The sequence below is a fragment of the Hydrotalea sp. GW822-HT8A01 genome (assembly GCF_058798575.1).
On record NZ_CM179506.1, the window covers coordinates 748,196 to 767,499 of the forward strand.

A 19,304-nucleotide genomic window follows, 5' to 3' on the forward strand; every position below is an offset into this window, starting at 1 on the left:
GCAGCATGAAGACAAAGGGCTATAACAATACCGTAGCCGTTATTGGTGTAAATAGCAAAGCGGGTACAATGATTGCAAAATCAATTTGCAAACAATACAGGCTATTATTAATGGATAATGACCAACTGCAAACAGCAACATTATTCCATGAAATTCAGGAAATCAATCAACAGTTGCATACTGCAGAAATACTTACCTGTAGTAAGGAGGCATCTTGGGAGGCCGATGTAATAATTATTACCGTGCCTTTGGCCGAACAGGAATATGTTGCCCAAAAAATTGCCGAAGTATCTACCTGTAAAACCGTGCTGCAAATAAAAAACGGCGAGGGACAAAATGCGCCCATACAATTGTTGCTGCCACATTCAAAAGTAGTATCAGTAAGTATTGTTGCAGCAACAGCCATCATTGATGGGCAAGATGAGGCAGCTATACAATTGGCAAGCCATTTAATGGCATTAACCGGACTGCATGTTGTGGTACAATCTGCAGCAGATGAAGCATAGCAGTTAATACCCATACATTTTTATATAACACAATATCAATCATTCAACAAACAAAAAGTAAACCATTTAACAATGAAACAAGACATTTTATTTACACCGTACAATTTAGCAGGACTTAGTTTAAACAACAGAATAGTAATGGCACCAATGACGCGGAGCAGAGCCGATAATGCCGAAAATGCGCCCACCGCATTAATTGCCGAGTATTATGCACAAAGGGCAAGCGCCGGTTTACTGATTACTGAAGGGGCACCCGTTAATAAAAAGGGTGTAGGTTATATCAATGTACCTGGTATTTATAGTGCAGCGCAGGTGGAGGGTTGGAAACTGGTAACCAAAGCAGTACACCAAGAAGGTGGAAAAATATTTGTGCAGCTTTGGCATGTGGGCCGTATATCGCACCCGGATTTTCATAATGGCGAGTTGCCACATGCGCCTTCTGCCATTAATCCCAATGAGAAATCATATACCGTTAACGGATTTGTGGATACTGTTGTTCCAAAAGAAATGACTTTGGCAGACATTCAGCAAACCATTCAGGATTTTAAACAAGCCGCTGCTAATGCAGTAGCAGCAGGTTTTGATGGAGTGGAAATTCATGGTGCCAATGGCTATTTGTTGCACCAGTTTTTTAATAGCACTGCTAACCATCGTACCGATGCTTATGGCGGCAGCATTGAAAACCATGCCCGTATTTTGTTTGATATACTGGAAGCTATGAAAGAGGTAATTGATATACAACGTGTAGGTATCAGACTAAGCCCTTCCTTAAACGGATTGTTTGGAATTACCATGGATGAAAACACCATACCTACTTTTGAATACATTGTAAAAAAATTAAACAACTATCCATTGGCATACCTGCATTTAACCGAGCCTTTTGCACCGGTTGATCATTTGCCTTTTGCCGTAACACAGGTAGCCAAACATTTCAGACCTTTGTATCAAGGCACATTGATGATTAATAAAGGATTTAATAAGGCAAGTGCGAATGCGGTACTGGATGCAGGTGATGCCGATTTGGTATCATTTGGTGTACCTTTCCTGGCTAATCCTGATTTGGTAGAAAGGTTTCAACAAGATGCACCTTTGAATGCACCCGATCAAAGCACTTTTTATACACCCGGCGCAAAAGGATATACCGATTATCCGTTTTTGCAAACATCTGAATTATTATCATAATATTGGTTTATAAGTATTATCATCATTTAAATTTATTTAGACTATGGAATCTTTAAAAGGGAAAACAGCACTGATAACCGGTGCAGGTAAAGGCATCGGCAAGGCACTAGCGTTAGCCTTAGCACAAGAGGGTGTGCATGTTGGCCTGATGGCCAGAACAGAAAAAGACATACAACAGGTAGCCGATGAATTAAACGCATTGGGTGTAAATACCGCTATCGCCACTGCCGATGTAAGTAACCGCGTTGCCGTGGAAAATGCTGTAGCGCAAATACATACGGCATTAGGGCCTATTGATATTTTAATTAACAATGCAGGTACCGGAAAATTCGGCAAGTTTTTAGAACTGGTACCTGAGGAATGGGAGCAACAAATAAAAGTAAATTTATTTGGGGTATATTATGTAACCCGTGCCGTTTTGCCTGAAATGATAGAACGCCAAACAGGCGATATTGTAAATGTATCTTCCACTGCAGGTTTAAAAGGTTCGGCGCTTACCAGTGCCTATAGCGCTTCTAAATTTGGGGTAATGGGGTTAACCGAATCGTTGATGCAGGAAGTTCGCAAACACAATATTCGCGTTACGGCAATGGCACCCAGTACGGTGGTTACAGAACTGGCCATAAAATCCAACCTCATTAATAACAATGAAGAAAAACTGATGCATCCGGAAGATTTTGCCGAATTGGCGATAGCACAATTAAAATTAAACAGAAGGGTGTTTGTAAAAGATGCTTCCATCTGGTCAACCAACCCATAAAGCTAAAACAGAAAGCCATGCAAGTAGAAATTTGGAGTGATGTGGTTTGCCCGTTTTGTTATATCGGCAAACGAAAATTTGAAAAAGCATTCGCATCATTTGATGGGAAAGATACAGTTGAAATCATCTGGCGCAGTTTTCAGTTAGATGCCGATTTTAAACCTACAGCAGGTACTTCGGTTCATGAATATTTGGCTAACAGAAAGGGCGTGCCGTTAGAAAAAGGAAAGGAGATGAATAATTATATGCAAGACCTGGCAAAAGCCGTTGGATTGGATTTTCAATTCGATAAAGCGATTGTAAATAATACATTCAATGCGCATCGCCTGTTGCATTTAGCAAAAGAGTATGGTGTGCAGAGCAAGGTAAAAGAATTATTGCTGGCTGCTTATTTTACGGAGGGAAAGGATATAGGCAATGCAATTGTTCTGGCCGATATTGGTGAAAAAGCAGGGATAACAAAAGCAACCGTACTGGCCATGTTACAATCAGATGCACTGGTGGATGCTGTTAGGGCCGATCAGTATACAGCACAGCAAATCGGTGTGCAGGGTGTGCCCTTTTTTGTGTTCAATCAAAAGTATGCCGTATCTGGTGCGCAGGAACCGGCCACTTTTCTGAAAGTATTTAAAAAAGTTCAGGAAGAAGAGCAGCCTGTTGCAACAAATGAAACCACGGGCAGATTTTGTACTACCGATGGGGTTTGTTTATAAATGCATCACTGCATACAACAACAATTTATTCACACATACAATGAAAAAATAATGGAAAAAGTTTGGTTGATTACCGGTTGTTCTACCGGCTTTGGTCGCTCATTGGCGCAGGAAGTACTGGCAAAAGGTTACCGGGCAGTGATTACTGCACGCAAAACAGCCGATATTGAAGATTTGGTAAGTAAGCATCCGGGAACGGCCATTGCATTGCCATTGGATGTAACGAAACAGGAAGAGATTATGCGTACAGTTACAACAGCCATCCATCAATTCGGACAAATAGATGTATTGGTGAACAATGCCGGCATTGGCTATTTTGCTGCGATAGAAGAAAGCGAGGAAGCTGAAGTAAGAAAGATGTTTGAAATTAACATATTTGGATTGGCGAAGGTAACGCAGGCTGTATTACCGTATATGCGGAAACGCCGAAGCGGTCATATTTTAAATATTGCATCCATAGGAGGCTTGCGTTCTTTTCCGGGTGTTGGTTTTTATAATGCTACCAAATATGCAGTAGATGGTTTAAGTGAAGCTTTGTATAAAGAAGTAGCGCCATTGGGCATACATGTAACCATTATTGCGCCAAGTGGTTTTAGAACCGATTGGGCCGGCCGATCAGCCAAAAACACATCTATTCAAATAGAAGATTATGCAGGAACTGCCTGGAAGAATATGGGCGATATCAGGGGTTATAGTGGCCATCAGCCCGGCGATCCTGTACGGGCAGCCAAAGCCATGATACAGGTTACGGAAGCGGAACATCCACCCTTGCGCCTGTTATTAGGTGCTGCCGCATTACGCGGCGCAAGAGCTAAGTTAGCAGAGTTACAACATGATTTTGATACTTGGGCATCGGTAACTGAAGGAGCCGATTTCCCGAAAGAAGCATAGTGGATGGTGAAAATGATGAAACTCCTCCGAATGTTTGCACAACTTTACAAACCCCAGAGCTTTTGTCTATAACATGAATATAGGTGCGATTATTTTTAGCCCCAACTCTTCGAATAAACATAAATCAAAAGTAATCACTCAAATTAACACCCAAAACAAGCATTTTTGGCAACCTAAATCACTGATTATTAATTATATGTGTTTTGTTTAATACAAAGTGCGGAAGTCAGGAAAAAGGTAGCCTTTTTCAGACTACCTTTTTAAACTATCTATCATGGTTTTGTAATCAGGCCAAATCAAAACGGTCAAGGTTCATCACCTTATTCCAGGCTGCTACAAAATCATGCACAAACTTTTCTTTTCCATCATCACATCCATACACTTCAGCAATAGCTCTGAGTTCTGAGTTTGATCCAAAAATGAGATCTACACGGGTTGCAGTAAACTTCACCTCCCCTGTTTTTCTGTCACGAACTTCAAAAAATTCTCTAGCATCAGAAGTTGGCTTCCACATATTGCGCATATCCAGCAAATGAAGGAAGAAATCATTGGTTAATGTTTCGGGTCTGTTGGTAAATACCCCATGTTTTGAATGATCGTAATTCGTATTCAGAACACGCATTCCACCAACCAACACCGTCATTTCAGGAGCAGTAAGTGTAAGCAATTGTGCCTTATCAATCAACATTTCTTCTACCGATGCAGCATAGGCAGCGTTTGCTTTTTTATAATTGCGAAATCCATCAGCAACAGGCTCTAATACTGCAAATGATTCCACATCGGTGTGCGCTTGTGCAGCATCATTACGTCCGGGTGTAAAAGGAACAGTGATTGTAAATCCGGCATCTTTTGCTGCTTTCTCCACAGCAGCACATCCACCCAAAACAATCAAATCTGCCAGTGAAACTTTTTTATTGCCCGATTGTGAAGCATTGAATTTATTTTGAATGCTTTCAAATATATCCAGCACTTTATTCAACTGAGCAGGGTTGTTCACTTCCCAGTATTTCTGTGGCGCCAAACGAATGCGGGCACCATTAGCACCACCACGTTTATCAGAGCCACGGAAAGTGGATGCAGATGCCCAGGCGGTAGATACCAGTTCAGAAACAGACAAGCCGGAATTCAGTATTGTAACCTTGAGTGCAGCAATATCTTTATCGTCTATTAATTGAAATGTAATAGCAGGGATGGGATCTTGCCAGATGAGCACTTCCTTAGGTACCTCAGAGCCGAGATAGCGTGCAATTGGCCCCATATCACGATGTGTTAATTTGAACCAGGCTTTTGCAAAAGCATCTGCAAACTCATCGGGATTTTCATAGAAATGTCTGGATATTTTTTCATACACAGGGTCTAAACGCAATGCCAAATCGGTGGTTAGCATAAATGGAGCGTGGCCTTTTGAGGGGTCCTGTGCATCTGGCACCGTTCCGGCACCTGCATTATTTTTGGGCTTCCATTGATATGCACCGGCCGGACTCTTGGTGAGTTCCCATTCATATCCAAACAACGTTTCAAAAAAATTATTATCCCATTTTGTTGGTGTTTTTGTCCAGGCTCCCTCTAAACCACTGGTAATGGTATCTGTTCCGTTGCCCGTTCCAAAAGTATTCTTCCAGCCTAACCCTTGTTCTTCAATATCTGCACCTGCTGGTTCACGCCCAACATATTTAGAAGGATCAGCCGCACCATGTGTTTTACCGAAAGTATGCCCACCAGCAATCAATGCCACTGTTTCATAATCGTTCATAGCCATACGACCAAACGTTTCGCGAATGTCACGAGCAGCAGCTAACGGATCGGGATTACCGTTAGGACCTTCCGGGTTTACATAAATTAGGCCCATTTGAACGGCTGCCAGCGGATTTTCCAGTTCACGATCGCCGGTGTAACGCTTATCGCCCAACCATTCGGTTTCTGAGCCCCAATAAATGTCTTGCTCAGGCTCCCACACATCTTCTCTGCCGCCACCAAAACCAAAGGTTTTGAAACCCATTGATTCAAGTGCACAGTTACCCGCAAGTACCATCAAATCGGCCCAAGATATTTTTTTACCATATTTCTGTTTAATGGGCCATAACAACCTGCGTGCTTTATCCAGATTGGCATTATCGGGCCAACTGTTCAAAGGTGCGAATCTTTGAGAGCCGGAGCCTGCCCCTCCGCGGCCATCGTGAATACGATATGTGCCGGCACTATGCCAGGCCATGCGAATAAAGAACGGGCCATAATGGCCATAATCGGCCGGCCACCAGTCCTGAGAGGTGGTCATCAGCTCGAAAATATCTTTTTTTACTGCAGCTAAATCGAGTGTTTTAAATTCCTCTGCATACTTATACTTATCACCCATAGGGTTGGAGTGGGAAGAATGCTGGCGGAGAATATTTAGTTTCAACTGGTTAGGCCACCAGTCATGAATACTGGTGCCACCACCCGCACCTTTCTTCAGCATTCCATTGGTAAAGGGACATTTGAATTCACCATTCATTTTGTGTGTTGCTGTTTCGTGATTTGTGATATTTTCCATTTTTAATCGTTTTCAGTGTTTAGAAAAACCAAATTTACAACAATCAGAAAATAATTTTTATTTATAACCTTTATGTGACTATAGACAATATCTATAATCATGCCTGTGTACCAACATTTTTAATGGTATATAAAATTTCATTATTGGCCGACAAAGAAGATCCTATTTATATTGAAGCAGTGAGCCTGTTTAAAAACAACGCTATTTTATATGACGTAAATTTTTCTAAATCAAAAAATGTTGTACAAATTTTTACCCATGATTTTGATTCAATGATTGTACAAACCTACAACTTTATTGCTTTACACATTCCAAACACATTGAATCAAAAACACGGCTATATTACCAGAATTTATCCTGTAGAAAGGTTGTATGAATTAGATAAAGTTCCATTCAGAATTCGAAGAAAAACATTAACCTACACCAGTACAAAAGAATATGAAAACATCCGTTTAAATTTTAAAAAGCTGGAGGATTAATGGTTCAATTCGTTTTATTTCACTTGCTATTACTGCACTATTTTTTTATCCATATTGCTTTTCAAAAAAATTTCATTCTTACATCTACCTGAACAAAAATGCTTTTTCTTAAGGCTTTGCAGTAATTTGCAACATGCCTTTTCAGTTAAATGCACCTTATCAACCCAGCGGCGATCAGCCTGAAGCCATTCAACAATTGGTAAATGGGTTACAAGCCGGCGAAACCTATCAAACCTTACTGGGTGTTACCGGTAGCGGTAAAACATTTACCATTGCCAATGTTATTCATCAAGTGCAACGCCCTACGTTGGTGCTAACGCACAATAAAACACTGGTAGCACAACTGTATGGCGAGTTTAAACAGTTTTTCCCCAATAATGCCGTTGGTTATTTTGTTAGCTACTATGATTACTATCAGCCGGAAGCATATATGCCAGTGAGTGATACTTATATTGAAAAAGATTTAAGCATTAATGAGGAGTTAGACAAACTGCGCCTACAGGCTACCTCACAACTGTTAACCGGCCGGCGAGATATTATTGTGGTGGCGAGCGTTAGCTGTATTTATGGCATGGGAAACCCAACCGATTATGAAAATGGTATTATTCGTATTCAGCAAGGTCAGGTAATTTCTCGTCAAGGCTTTTTACATGCTTTGGTCAATGCATTATACAGCCGTTCGCAGGTTGAATTTAGCAGAGGAACTTTCCGTGTAAAAGGCGATACCGTTGATATCAATTTACCCTACGCCGATTATGGTTACCGGGTTTGTTTTTTTGGCGATGAAATTGAAACCATTGAAAGTCTGGATTTGATTTCCGGAAAAAGAATAGGCACATTGGAAAATGCAGCCATCTTCCCGGCAAATTTATACCTGGCACCAAAAGATATTTTGCAACAGGTAATTTATGAAATTCAGGATGAGATGCGTGAGCAGGTAGAATATTTTAACCGTATTGGTAAGTTTATTGAAGCTCAACGTATTAAAGAGCGGGTGGAGTATGATCTGGAAATGGTTCGTGAACTGGGTTATTGTAATGGTATTGAAAATTATTCTCGTTTTTTTGATCGTCGTCAACCCGGTACCCGTCCGTTTTGCTTATTAGATTATTTCCCTAAAGATTTTTTATGTGTTATTGATGAAAGCCACCAAACCATTCCACAAATAGCAGGCATGTATGGAGGCGACAGAAGCAGGAAACTTGTGTTGGTAGAATATGGTTTTCGTTTACCCAGCGCTTTAGATAACCGCCCATTGAATTTTCATGAATTTGAAAATTTAATTGGACAAACCATTTTTGTAAGTGCTACCCCAGGAGAGTATGAGCTGGAAAAGACGGGCGGTGTAGTAATTGAACAAGTGGTGCGGCCTACAGGTTTATTAGACCCACCCATTGAAGTACGCCCATCTGTTAACCAGATTGATGATTTATTAGATGAAATTGATAAGCGTGTACGCAAAGGCGACCGCGTTTTAGTAACTACCCTTACCAAGCGTATGGCAGAGGAAATGGATAAATACCTGCACCGCATTAACATCAAATCAAAATACATTCACAGTGATGTAGATACATTAGACCGTGTTGAAATACTCCGGCAACTGCGCCTCGGAGAAATTGATGTTTTGGTAGGTGTAAACTTATTACGGGAAGGGCTTGACTTACCGGAAGTTTCTTTGGTAGCGATATTAGATGCAGATAAAGAAGGCTTTTTACGTAACGAAAAATCATTAACACAAACAGCAGGTCGTGCAGCCAGAAATGTAGACGGGCTGGTAATTTTTTATGCAGACAAGATTACCGAAAGCATGCAACGCACCATTGATGAAACCAACCGCAGAAGAGAAAAACAAATTACCTACAATATTGAACACAATATTACCCCCACCACCATAAAAAAATCAATTGCGCAAATTATGCAGCAAACCGCTGTTTTGGATATTAAGAATGAAGAAAATACAGGTACAGATGATGCAGCTCAGTTGAACACATTAGTAGCTGCAGAAGCTGAAGTTACTTATCAAACCATTCCACAAATGGAGAAAGCCATTCAGCAAATCAAAAAACAAATGGAAAAAGCAGCCAGAGATTTAGAGTTTATTGAAGCCGCCCATCTGCGCGATAAAATGTTTGCTTTACAGGAACAATTAGAAACATTAAAAAATGCAAAAACCCAATAGCAGGTAACTTTTGTATTATTTAAAATACGCCTCACCTTTCAAAAAAAATATTTTTTTAACCTTCAAGCGCGGCAGATAAGCTTATTTTAAAATACCAAGGCAACTTTTTTTAAATCGCTATTCAAAAAACTCATCTGGCAGCCCTTCTATTTTTTCTTTTTCCGAATAAAATAGAGTATATTGTTTAGTACAATCACTTGCCTATATACCTTTATTTTTGAAGAATGAAGTCATTTGCTGCTTTTGTACTTTTTACCTTCGCCTTTACCATCCATTCATTTGGCCAGTTGCCCACTTTAGATTCACTGGAAGAAATGGTCTATAATGGTACTACAGACAGTATTAAAATAGAAGGATTGTACAAATTATGCTTTAGCTATCTTTCCATTGACCCGCAAAAAGCTGTTTTATATGGCGAAAAAGCTTTATTACTTTGCAATAAATTGCCCAATGAATTATTACAGGCCAAAGTATTTAATAATCTGGCGCAGGCCTATGATTTACAACATGAATTTTACAAATCGAGATTTTTATTACAAAAAGCTATTTACATTAATTTAAAACACAATGATGAAGCAGGATTGGGCAATGCACAAAATAATATGGCACTTTCTTATTATTTGGAAGGGCGTTTAGACAGTGCATTGTTTTGGCATTTCAGAGCATTGGAAACCCGCAATAAATTAGACAATAAAATACAGGTAGCAGACACTTATAATAACATTGGTATACTGTATAGTCTTACCAAAAGTTATACGAATGCCATTTATTACCTGAATGAAGCTTTACAAATTTATACTGATAGAAAAGATACCGACGATTTGGCCAATATTTACAGTAACATGGCCGATGTATACCAACGCCAAAAAAAATACGATAGTGCCATTTATTTTCTAAACAAATCTATCCGTTTTGCAGAAAAAGCTTCGTCACCCAACCTGTTACACAACGCCTATTTAAACATGGGTTTCTGTTACAATGGAAAAAATCAGTACAACCGTGCCCTGGGTTATTTTAATAAAATTGCTGTTATACCAAATATCAATAAGGATGTAACCGTTTATTCCTATTTGCTGGTAGGTTTAGGCGAAGCTTATTTGGGCAAAAAAGAATATCCCATCGCCATTAATTATGCGGAACAGGGCTTACACCTGCCTTCAGTGGGCGATAACAATAAAATAGAACTCAACTGCTATTTCTACAAAATACTAACCGACGCCTATGAAGCTACTGGCGATTCTGAAAAAGCACTGATTTATTATAAAGCCTACAAAGAAAATGCAGACTCATTAAGAACAGAAGAAAACATACGAAACATCAATGATTTATCTGCAAAATACGAATCCAAACAAAAAGACCAGCAAATTGAAATTTTGAATAAAGACAATGAGCTAAAGAGCCTGGCGTTGAAAGACAAAAAAAATATTATTATTTTTTACAGTATTGGTTTAATTATGCTTACTTTCAGTTTAGGTACCATCTTAATATTGTATCACAACAAAGAAAAACTAAATAATGAGTTGGCCCATAAAAATACCATCATTACACAATCACTGGCTGATAAAGAGGTACTTTTAAAAGAAATACACCATCGTGTAAAAAACAACCTTCAGGTAATTAGCAGCCTATTAAACCTGCAAAGCAAAACCATACAGGACGAAAAAGCCGTTGCAGCCATTAAAGAAGCCAGAGACCGGGTAAAAGCAATGGCATTGATCCATCAAAATTTATATGTTGAAGGAAATTTTGCCGGCATAAATATGCAGGAATATATTGAAAAGTTAACCACCAATCTGTTTAACTCTTATAAAGTAAATGAAGGGCAAATTCACCTCAACATGCAAATAGACCCGGTTCAGTTAGAAATAGACAACCTGATACCCATTGGGCTTATTTTAAATGAACTTATCAGCAATGCTTTAAAATATGCATTTGAGGGTAGGGATTCCGGACATCTTTGGGTTTCACTCCACACGTGGCAGGATAAATTAATTTTACAGGTAAAAGATGATGGTGTTGGGCTTGCCGATGATTTTCAACACCACCAATTCACTACAATGGGTTATCAGTTAATACATTCATTTATTCAAAAATTGAAAGCAGATTTGTATATTGACGGCACAAAAGGAACCACGGTAACCCTTATCATTCCTTTGTACAAAAAAGCAACTGCTGTATATGAGTGAAATTAAAATATTAATTATTGAAGATGAGCCGCTGATTGCTGCTGATATTGCACAATGCCTAACCAATCTTGATTTTTGTGTATCCGGTATTGCCTATAATACCTCTGATGCCTTACAGGAATTAGAGACCAATTTACCTGATGCTATTTTATTGGATATTAATTTGCATGAAGAAAGAGATGGCATTGATCTTGCCGGAGTAATTAATGCCAAATACAAATTACCCTTTGTATTCCTTACCTCACATGCCGACAGGCTTACTTTGGAACGTGCCATTAAAACCATACCAGCGGGCTATATTGTAAAACCCTTCGATGAAAAAGATGTACTGGTAAATCTGGAAATTGCCCTGCACAACCATGCGCAGCAACACAAAGCCGCCTACCCCATACTTTCGCTGAAAGCCATTAACAGGCATTTGGTAAAACCCATGAGTGAACGGGAATTTGAAATTTTAAATGCCATTTATGATGGCAAAACCAACCAGCAAATGGCAGAAGCATTTTATTTATCTGTGAATACCATTAAAACACATATTGCCAATATATATGGCAAACTGGAAGTTACTTCCCGCACTGCAGCCATTGCCAAATTGCGCAACTGGCTGTAGGTAATTGCAATAAAAAACCGCATAAATGTGGTTGAAAAAAACTGCTTTGAAATTATTGCCATTTTATGCCAATAAAATATAGCCGCAGCCTACTTTGCAACTATTTGCCATTTATGGATTATAAAGCTGCTTTATGGCGTCATATTCTTCCAATTCTATTAGAAAAAATCATACTAATGGGTGAAGTGGTGATTGGTTAAAAAACCTCACATTTGCTGTATTGAATTACAGAATGTTTTCTGGGTTAGGGGGTTAAAAACGTTTTGGTTTTTCATAGGATATAGGATTTATGGGCGTCCCTTTCCAGGGATGCCATTTTTTTGATGTACTTTTAATACCACCCTTTGTAATCATTTTAACCTGCGCTTTGTAGTATCAAAAAAAAAGTCTATCTTACCAGTTGCATAATCTTTCAGGGTGTTTTTTCATGAAGTAGATATATTTGCAACAAGGTCCATTAAAAAAGCAAAAAACGGATTGGATAAATTCCTATGAAATGAACCATAAAACTTTCTTGCGATTGCATTGCTCAGCAAAGAAAATTTTATGTGTGAATTTTATATTGAAAATTTAGAAAATAAAATATTCACATGAAAATAATTTTAGCCGACGACCACAATGTGTTGAGAAAAGGGTTAATCATGATATTGGAAAAATCTTTCCCTTCTGCAGAAATAGAAGAGGTTTCAGAAGGTACCGATTTAATTAAAAAAGTGATGAAACAAAAGTGGGATATCATAATTTCTGATATTTCCATGCCTGGGTTATCGGGTATAGATGCCATTAAACAAGTTAAAGATATTAGTCCGCACATACCCATTCTGGTGCTCAGTACCCATGCGCCTGAACAATATGCACTTAGGGCCATACGTGCCGGCGCCTCCGGCTATTTAACCAAAGAAAGTGCCCCCGAAGAATTGGTAACAGCCATTAATACATTATTAAGAGGGAAAAAATACATTACCCCGGAAGTAGCTGAAATATTAGCCGAAGCTTATGGCGATGATTTTGAAAAAGCACCACACGAACAACTCTCAGATCGTGAATTTCAGGTTTTACAGCTCATTATTAAAGGAAAAACAATTTCAGAAATATCTGAGGCCCTATCACTTAGCGTAAATACCATTAGTACATATAAGGCACGTATTCTAAGTAAAATGCATGTTCACAACAATGCAGAACTGATTAAATATGCTATTGAAAATAATTTGTTGTAACCTGCCCTTCAATAATTTCAGCATTGCAATAATTGTTTCTTCATCAATTGCAGTTTGATGTGCAGCCTGTATTTAACCGGATTATTAGCATTTTAACAAATACCTGCATCACTTATATTTAATTTTGCAATCAATTTGGTACATGCACCTTGTTTACCAATCTGTTGAAATGTATTCATTAAATTCTGCACTGCATGCGTTATAATATTATACTCATTCACTATTTAAAATTATTGATTACTACCATAATTGTATCGTTACTTTCTATATTACTGGCCGATTCTTTAAAAATGATTACTGCACACTATGAAACACAAATTTTTAAAACTGCAAGTCATTTTAAGTTCGCTTTCTTCATTTTACCTTCGGTTGGCATTACACTGATTTATTTTTTAAGAAAATACCTTTTTAAAGGCAAACAAAACAAAGGCATTAAAGAAATTTATACTACCATTTCCAATAGAAAAAATGAATTGCCCACCTATAAAATACCCTCGCATTATTTCAATGGTTTTTTAACAGTTATTTTTGGCGGATCTACCGGTGTAGAAGTATCTACCGTGGTGGCAACTGCAGCAGTGGGTGCCACTGCACACAAAAAGGGCAGTATTGCAAATATTTATAAAACCGAGTTAATAACTGCTGGTGTTGCGGCAGGTATCGCCACTTTATTTGGCAGCCCTTTGGCAGGATTTCTGTTTGCGATTGAGGTAATAGCAAGAAAGATTTCAAAAACCATAGTATTGAGTAGTGGTATTGCAGCCGGTGTTTCCTGGCTCATGTTGCAAGCCATGGAAGGAGAAAAGTTATTTAAATTTTCTGTGGCCGGATGGAAAATGGAAGCCATCCCCTATTTTGTTTTACTGAGCATTATTTCCGGCTTTGTGGCGGTGTGTTTTACCAAGTTGGTCATTTTTACCAAGGCACGTTTCGCAAAAATCAACAATAATTTTATCCGTGTGAATGTGGGTGCCATTTTGGTAGGTATTGCCATCCTGTTTTTTCCTCAATTATATGGTGATAGTTATCATGCTTTACCTGCGTTAATCAACAAAGCCAATGAAGCGGCTTTTTCCATCACTTTTGCCTGTATACTTCTGACTATTGTGCTTTTAAAACCGTTGGTCGCCTCTTTAACATTGGGTGCCGGCGGCGATGGTGGTGTATTTGCACCCAGTATTGTAACCGGTGCCGTTCTGGGTATGTTGGTGGCTTTGGTATTGAATCACTACTTTAGTCTACATCTTATTGTCATTAATTTTGCATTGGTAGGTGCTGCTGCTATGCTCAGTGCTGCAATTGATGCACCGCTCACCTCACTGTTTTTAACCTGTGGTTTGGTAGCAGGCGGCTATAGCCTCTTTATCCCCATTCTTTTGGGTAGTTTTATAGCAAAATATGCCGCACAATGGATTTGTGGTTACACTGTATACAGCTATCAATCACCTGCGCAAACACTTAAAAGAGTTGCATAAAATTATATAACCTGATTGGCATCCTCCCATTCTGACTCCCATCTTCAGTATCTTTGGCTAATTTTGTCAGTATAATTTTATCACAAATCATTCTTTCATTTTTCCGGCCATTCTTTTGCAAAAAAAGTGTATAGAATATTTCATGCATTCAAATGTTTTGTATATTTAAGGTATGGTCACATTAGCATTTTACAATCTGAAAGGAGGTGTTGGCAAAACTGCCGCCGCCGTTAACCTGGCTTATTTAGCTGCTAAAGAAGGTAAAAAAACATTGGTATGGGATTTAGACCCCCAGGGTTCCGCCTCCTTTTACCTTGCTGTTACACCCGGCACAAAAAATGAGTCGAAAAAAATTTTATTACAGGAAATGGATATTGCCGATGCGGTAATGCCTTCGGCCTATGAACATTTATCGGTAATACCTGCCGATCTTTCTGCCCGTTATGCAGATGTTTTATTGAATGAAATGAAACAGTTTAAAAAGAAATTTGCGGCGCTCATTAACAGTTTTAAAAAAGAATATGACCTGGTGATGATTGACTGCCCGCCGGGATTATCTATTCTGCATGAAGCTATTTTCTTTACGGCCGACTGGATTTTAATGCCCAATATCCCTACCACTTTATCCATTCGCTCATTTGAAACTGTTTTGCAATATTTTAAAGACAATGATTTAAATATCGAAAAAATAAAATGTTTTTTCAGCATGGTAGACCACCGAAAAAATTTGCATCACGAAACCATGAACGAATTTTATAAAGACAAGCTATTTCTAAAAAATTATATCCCTTATCTTAGTGATATCGAAAAAATGGGCATACATCAGGCTCCTTTAGAAACCTATGCAGCCAACACTTATGCAGCCCAGTGTTTTAGAGATGTTTGGAAAGAAATAAAAAGAAACTGCCTGTAAACTGATAATTCCTGTATGGTAAAAGAAATAACTTCCTGGTATAGTCCGGCATTGCAGGAAGAAATGCCCATTGCCGTTTATGGTTATTTTGGATTTGCGGTTTTATTAATACCCACTGCCGCCGCCGATTTTTTGGAATATGAACGCTTTCAGTTAATTGAAGCCCTTTCACCATTTATTTATGCCGGAAAAATTAAAGTATTCAGTATCAATAGCATGAATAAACAAAGTTGGATGAATGATGAAATGGAATCAGCCCACAAAGCCATTCGCCAAAATCAGTTCAATGAATATGTACACAATGAAGTGGTGCCTTATATTCGGAACCACACCAGTGCCAATACACATATTTTTACCTGTGGTGCCAGTTTTGGTGCCCTGCATGCCATGAATTTATTTTTAAAAAGACCTGATATCATCAATGGAGCCATTAGCATGAGTGGCGTATATGATTTAACAGAATATACAAAAGGTTATTGGGATGAGCAAGTGTATTATAACAGCCCTATTCATTACATACCCAATCTGGCTGATCACTGGTATTTAGATAAAATTAAAGCCAGCCATCATATTCATATTTATTCCGGTGCCGGTACACATGAAGACCCCGAGTCTGGAAAAAGATTCTCGAAAGTTTTATGGGATAAAGGTATTTGGAACGATTTGGAAATATGGGGCCCCGATGTGGTACATGACTGGCCAACCTGGCGCAATATGCTGCCTTATATTATAGAAAATAAATTTTAACGAGGCTGTTTTAAAAAAATCTTCAAATAACATGTTAATTCCTGCTTAAAGCAGCGCTGCTTTATAGATTTGGCTTTAATATTACAGCACCAATTGAACAGTTTGACTAAATATTTTTACTTACTTACCATATTATTTTTTTGTGGAATAGCCGAATTGCATGGCCAGCAACCCGCTAAAGCTTTTCCGATACGTGGTACTGTTTATGATATTTCTGCCAGAAGGCCTATAGAAGCAGTGGCTGTAATTACCTCTTCCGGCAGGGGTACACTTACCGATTCGCTGGGGCATTACAGTATAATGGTCAATTCACATGACTCTATCTGGTTTTCATTACTGAATAAAACCACCATGAAATATCCGGTTGATACCATTTCTAATACAGACGCATTCAATATTCAAATTTTTCTAAACGCATATAATTTGCCCGATGTAAGTGTTCGGAATCGTAATTATCGATTAGATTCAATTCAAAACAGACAGGACTATGCCAAAATTTTTAACTTTAGAAAACCGGGCCTTCGTTTAAGTGATGGACCATCGGGTTATAACCCAGGCAGTGTTACTGTAGGTTTAGATTTAGATGAAATTATTAACCTTTTTCGCCGCAAACGCAATCAAAGTATAGAATCATTACAACGCAGATTAATTCAGCAGGAGCAGGATGCTTATATTGACCATCGTTTCAATAAGGGTTTTGTAAAAAAAATTACCGGGCTTTCTTCTCCGCAATTAGACAGTTTTATGGTTAAATACAGGCCTGATTATGATATTTTAAAAATGCTGAACGATCTGGAATTTGGATATTATATTGAACAATGTTACCGCCAATACATGAACCGTTTGGGATTAGACAAACATTATTTTAGAAAAGAAGATACTCCCTTTTAAAGCCTGACAGGGCTCATGCAATTTTAAATGGCTGCTTTATTCAAAAATTCAATGAATTTTATACTGCTTTTTGATGCAAATGATCTGTTGGTACCATTACTTTTGCAGCATCATTGGCACTGGCCGAACGGTAACTGCAGGTTCTATTATTTAACAAATGTCCATATACAATTAAAATAACCGCCGGTATTAATAAAACAATTTCCCAGTGATGCCATATTTGCTTTGCCAGCAAGAACAGAATGCCCACCGAGAAAATAATGAGCGGCTTTAATTGATGGTGCTTGTATAAATAGCCCCTTAGCAGTGAAAAAGCCCCAATTACAAATGCTAAAAAAATCATGAAGAATTCAAAAGCCCGGTTGTGAATAATTTCTATTCCAAACAGGGGTAAACTGGTTAATACAATGGGTAATAAAGCGCAATGAATGGCGCAGGCTACCGAAGTAACAATGCCCAACATGTCCCAGTTTACCTTTTTGAATTGCATGCTGCAAAGATAATATAATGCAACTTTGTTGCAAAAAAAATATTTCAAAGAAGGATATAAAATCTGGTAAAATCTGTCCAACAAATTCAGTAAACTTGCATAGTTTGCCTACTGTCTTTTACATTTTTGGTTGGCAACTTTTTTTCTACTCTAACAAGGGGAATGAACCCATTCATATTCATGCAGAAAAAGGTGATATGGAATGTAAATTCTGGTTTTGGGTTGATTAGGTTAAAATAAAAGAAGCTTTCGCACATAATTATGACACCGTCAGCAAATAGAGAAATTAAAAAAAATTATCTACCAGCACTTCGATCTGATTGTAGACACCTGGAACCAATACTTTAAAAATTAGTACCATGATTGCAATGTATACCATACAGGACAAGACATCACGTTCGATGAAACATCAATGATTATAAGTATTGATGGGAAACAACTAAAAATATCGTTGGAAAAAATATCACCTAAATTAAAATCAGCCAACAATCTTCAAAGAAATTTTTATCAGGTATCACCTTCCGGGTATGGTACTCATTGGCCACTTATTGATTTGATGAGGATTTATCAGTTGCATCAATTCTTAAAACATACGGAAACTAATTGCATACTGCTTTACTGTAACCTTTTCATTTGCAGTAATAAATTTTAAGTAATTCTTGAATAATTGAGTAATTTCTTCTCCATTTTGTTCAATTGGGCTGACAATTTTATTACCGTTTGCTTTACAATTATCTTAAATTTTGTAACCAACTAAATTCTTTTTTAAAAACAGCTGAATTGTTAAAGTTTACGAAGAATATACGATCTATTTAGAAATTGAATGATGGCACTATTACACAAAATACATTTATCTGAACGTTACCGTAAATTTGTAGTCTAAATTTGAGCAGATGAATAAGAAGGCTTTAGGTTATGGTTTGTTTTTTATTGCATTAATTGCTGTTTTCATGTTTGTTATTTCAAGAGTAACCGACATGTTTAAGCGAAGTACCTTAACGGAAAGAAGTACGGTGCAACCTTTCCGTTTTGCCAATCAGGATGGGAAAGATATTACCAATGCAGATGTTGCAGGCAAGGTATGTGTTGTTAATTATTTTTTTACCACTTGTAAAGGCATTTGCCCAAGAATGAACAACAATTTAAAATCCATTTATGAAACGTTTAAAGGACGACCAGATTTTATGATACTTTCACACACCTGCGATCCTGAAACAGATTCAGTGCCAAGAATGAGAAGGTATGCAGACTCAATGCAGGTAAATACCCAACAATGGGAATTTTTAACGGGAAGAAAAGACAGTTTGTATAAAATGGCACGCTACAGTTATGGCATTGATGATCCTAAAAATGCTGTAAACGACATAAAAGATGATTTTATTCATACCCAATTTGTAGCACTGGTAGATAAAAACGGCATTGTACGCGGCCAGGTGTATGATACGCTGAAAAAAGATGAATTAGATAAATTAAAACACGATATTGAGGAATTATTAAAAGAACAACCCGATAATAACAAGGCGAAATAAAATACC

General features: G+C 38.0%; 18 protein-coding genes. 16 read left to right on the plus strand and 2 right to left on the minus strand.

All coding sequences use genetic code 11. From position 1 onward, the window contains the following. The first annotated feature begins 5 nt into the window (after positions 1-5). The 5 genes from AC3QLY_RS03340 to AC3QLY_RS03360 all read left to right on the plus strand — a co-directional run bounded on the left by AC3QLY_RS03340 (position 6) and on the right by AC3QLY_RS03360 (position 4,052). A complete protein-coding gene (locus tag AC3QLY_RS03340) occupies positions 6-506 on the plus strand; it encodes a 2-dehydropantoate 2-reductase N-terminal domain-containing protein (protein WP_074421240.1) in 501 nt (166 codons plus the stop codon). Between the two features lie 72 nt (positions 507-578). After that, positions 579-1,688 carry an alkene reductase gene (locus AC3QLY_RS03345; RefSeq protein WP_218331963.1) on the plus strand — a complete coding sequence of 370 codons (1,110 nt, stop codon included), beginning with the start codon at positions 579-581 and terminating at the stop codon, positions 1,686-1,688. Positions 1,689-1,731: 43 nt separating this feature from the next. After that, the gene (locus AC3QLY_RS03350) at positions 1,732-2,448 is read left to right on the plus strand and encodes a 3-ketoacyl-ACP reductase (RefSeq protein ID WP_074421238.1); all 717 of its coding nucleotides are present in this window, start codon (positions 1,732-1,734) and stop codon (positions 2,446-2,448) included. A gap of 17 nt (positions 2,449-2,465) precedes the next feature. Beyond that, a complete protein-coding gene (locus AC3QLY_RS03355; RefSeq protein WP_074421237.1) occupies positions 2,466-3,161 on the plus strand; it encodes a DsbA family oxidoreductase in 696 nt (231 codons plus the stop codon). A gap of 51 nt (positions 3,162-3,212) precedes the next feature. After that, positions 3,213-4,052: an oxidoreductase gene (locus tag AC3QLY_RS03360; RefSeq protein ID WP_074421243.1), complete on the plus strand. Its 840-nt coding sequence runs from the start codon at positions 3,213-3,215 to the stop codon at positions 4,050-4,052. Between the two features lie 286 nt (positions 4,053-4,338). Here the strand turns inward: AC3QLY_RS03360 and katG are convergent, their stop codons facing one another. Continuing rightward, complete coding sequence (gene katG / locus AC3QLY_RS03365) at positions 4,339-6,582, minus strand: catalase/peroxidase HPI (RefSeq protein WP_228733256.1); 2,244 nt, start codon at positions 6,580-6,582, stop codon at positions 4,339-4,341. A 74-nt stretch (positions 6,583-6,656) separates the two neighbouring features. On the opposite strand from katG, the gene AC3QLY_RS03370 reads away from it, so the two are divergent. From AC3QLY_RS03370 to AC3QLY_RS03410, 9 genes are all read left to right on the plus strand, one after another. Then, positions 6,657-7,061, plus strand: coding sequence for a hypothetical protein (locus AC3QLY_RS03370; protein WP_287100825.1), 405 nt, complete (start codon positions 6,657-6,659; stop codon positions 7,059-7,061). A 133-nt stretch (positions 7,062-7,194) separates the two neighbouring features. Then, complete coding sequence (gene uvrB, locus AC3QLY_RS03375) at positions 7,195-9,240, plus strand: excinuclease ABC subunit UvrB (RefSeq protein WP_218331959.1); 2,046 nt, start codon at positions 7,195-7,197, stop codon at positions 9,238-9,240. 224 nt (positions 9,241-9,464) lie between these two features. After that, positions 9,465-11,426 (plus strand): tetratricopeptide repeat-containing sensor histidine kinase, encoded by a 1,962-nt coding sequence (locus tag AC3QLY_RS03380; protein WP_218331957.1) that lies wholly within the window; start codon positions 9,465-9,467, stop codon positions 11,424-11,426. Next, positions 11,419-12,036 (plus strand): response regulator, encoded by a 618-nt coding sequence (locus AC3QLY_RS03385; RefSeq protein ID WP_287100826.1) that lies wholly within the window; start codon positions 11,419-11,421, stop codon positions 12,034-12,036. Before AC3QLY_RS03380 ends, AC3QLY_RS03385 begins: the two co-directional genes overlap by 8 nt. Before the next feature lie 590 nt (positions 12,037-12,626). Beyond that, on the plus strand, positions 12,627-13,253 hold the full coding sequence (locus tag AC3QLY_RS03390; RefSeq protein WP_288097177.1) for a response regulator: 627 nt from the start codon (positions 12,627-12,629) through the stop codon (positions 13,251-13,253). Positions 13,254-13,447: 194 nt separating this feature from the next. Beyond that, complete coding sequence (locus tag AC3QLY_RS03395; RefSeq protein ID WP_218331261.1) at positions 13,448-14,728, plus strand: chloride channel protein; 1,281 nt, start codon at positions 13,448-13,450, stop codon at positions 14,726-14,728. A gap of 172 nt (positions 14,729-14,900) precedes the next feature. Beyond that, positions 14,901-15,641 carry a ParA family protein gene (locus tag AC3QLY_RS03400; protein ID WP_218331260.1) on the plus strand — a complete coding sequence of 247 codons (741 nt, stop codon included), beginning with the start codon at positions 14,901-14,903 and terminating at the stop codon, positions 15,639-15,641. Positions 15,642-15,656: 15 nt separating this feature from the next. Further along, positions 15,657-16,388, plus strand: coding sequence for an esterase family protein (locus tag AC3QLY_RS03405; RefSeq protein ID WP_218331259.1), 732 nt, complete (start codon positions 15,657-15,659; stop codon positions 16,386-16,388). A gap of 102 nt (positions 16,389-16,490) precedes the next feature. Then, the gene (locus AC3QLY_RS03410; RefSeq protein ID WP_492990616.1) at positions 16,491-17,279 is read left to right on the plus strand and encodes a peptidase associated/transthyretin-like domain-containing protein; all 789 of its coding nucleotides are present in this window, start codon (positions 16,491-16,493) and stop codon (positions 17,277-17,279) included. A 58-nt stretch (positions 17,280-17,337) separates the two neighbouring features. Here AC3QLY_RS03410 and AC3QLY_RS03415 read toward each other — a convergent pair whose 3' ends face one another. Beyond that, positions 17,338-17,769 carry a MerC domain-containing protein gene (locus AC3QLY_RS03415; protein ID WP_287100829.1) on the minus strand — a complete coding sequence of 144 codons (432 nt, stop codon included), beginning with the start codon at positions 17,767-17,769 and terminating at the stop codon, positions 17,338-17,340. Between the two features lie 17 nt (positions 17,770-17,786). On the opposite strand from AC3QLY_RS03415, the gene AC3QLY_RS03420 reads away from it, so the two are divergent. Next, a complete protein-coding gene (locus AC3QLY_RS03420) occupies positions 17,787-17,999 on the plus strand; it encodes a DUF4160 domain-containing protein (protein WP_394369754.1) in 213 nt (70 codons plus the stop codon). Between the two features lie 663 nt (positions 18,000-18,662). Next, positions 18,663-19,298, plus strand: a complete 636-nt coding sequence (locus AC3QLY_RS03425) for an SCO family protein (RefSeq protein WP_218331255.1) — start codon at positions 18,663-18,665, stop codon at positions 19,296-19,298. The last annotated feature ends 6 nt before the right edge of the window (positions 19,299-19,304 follow it).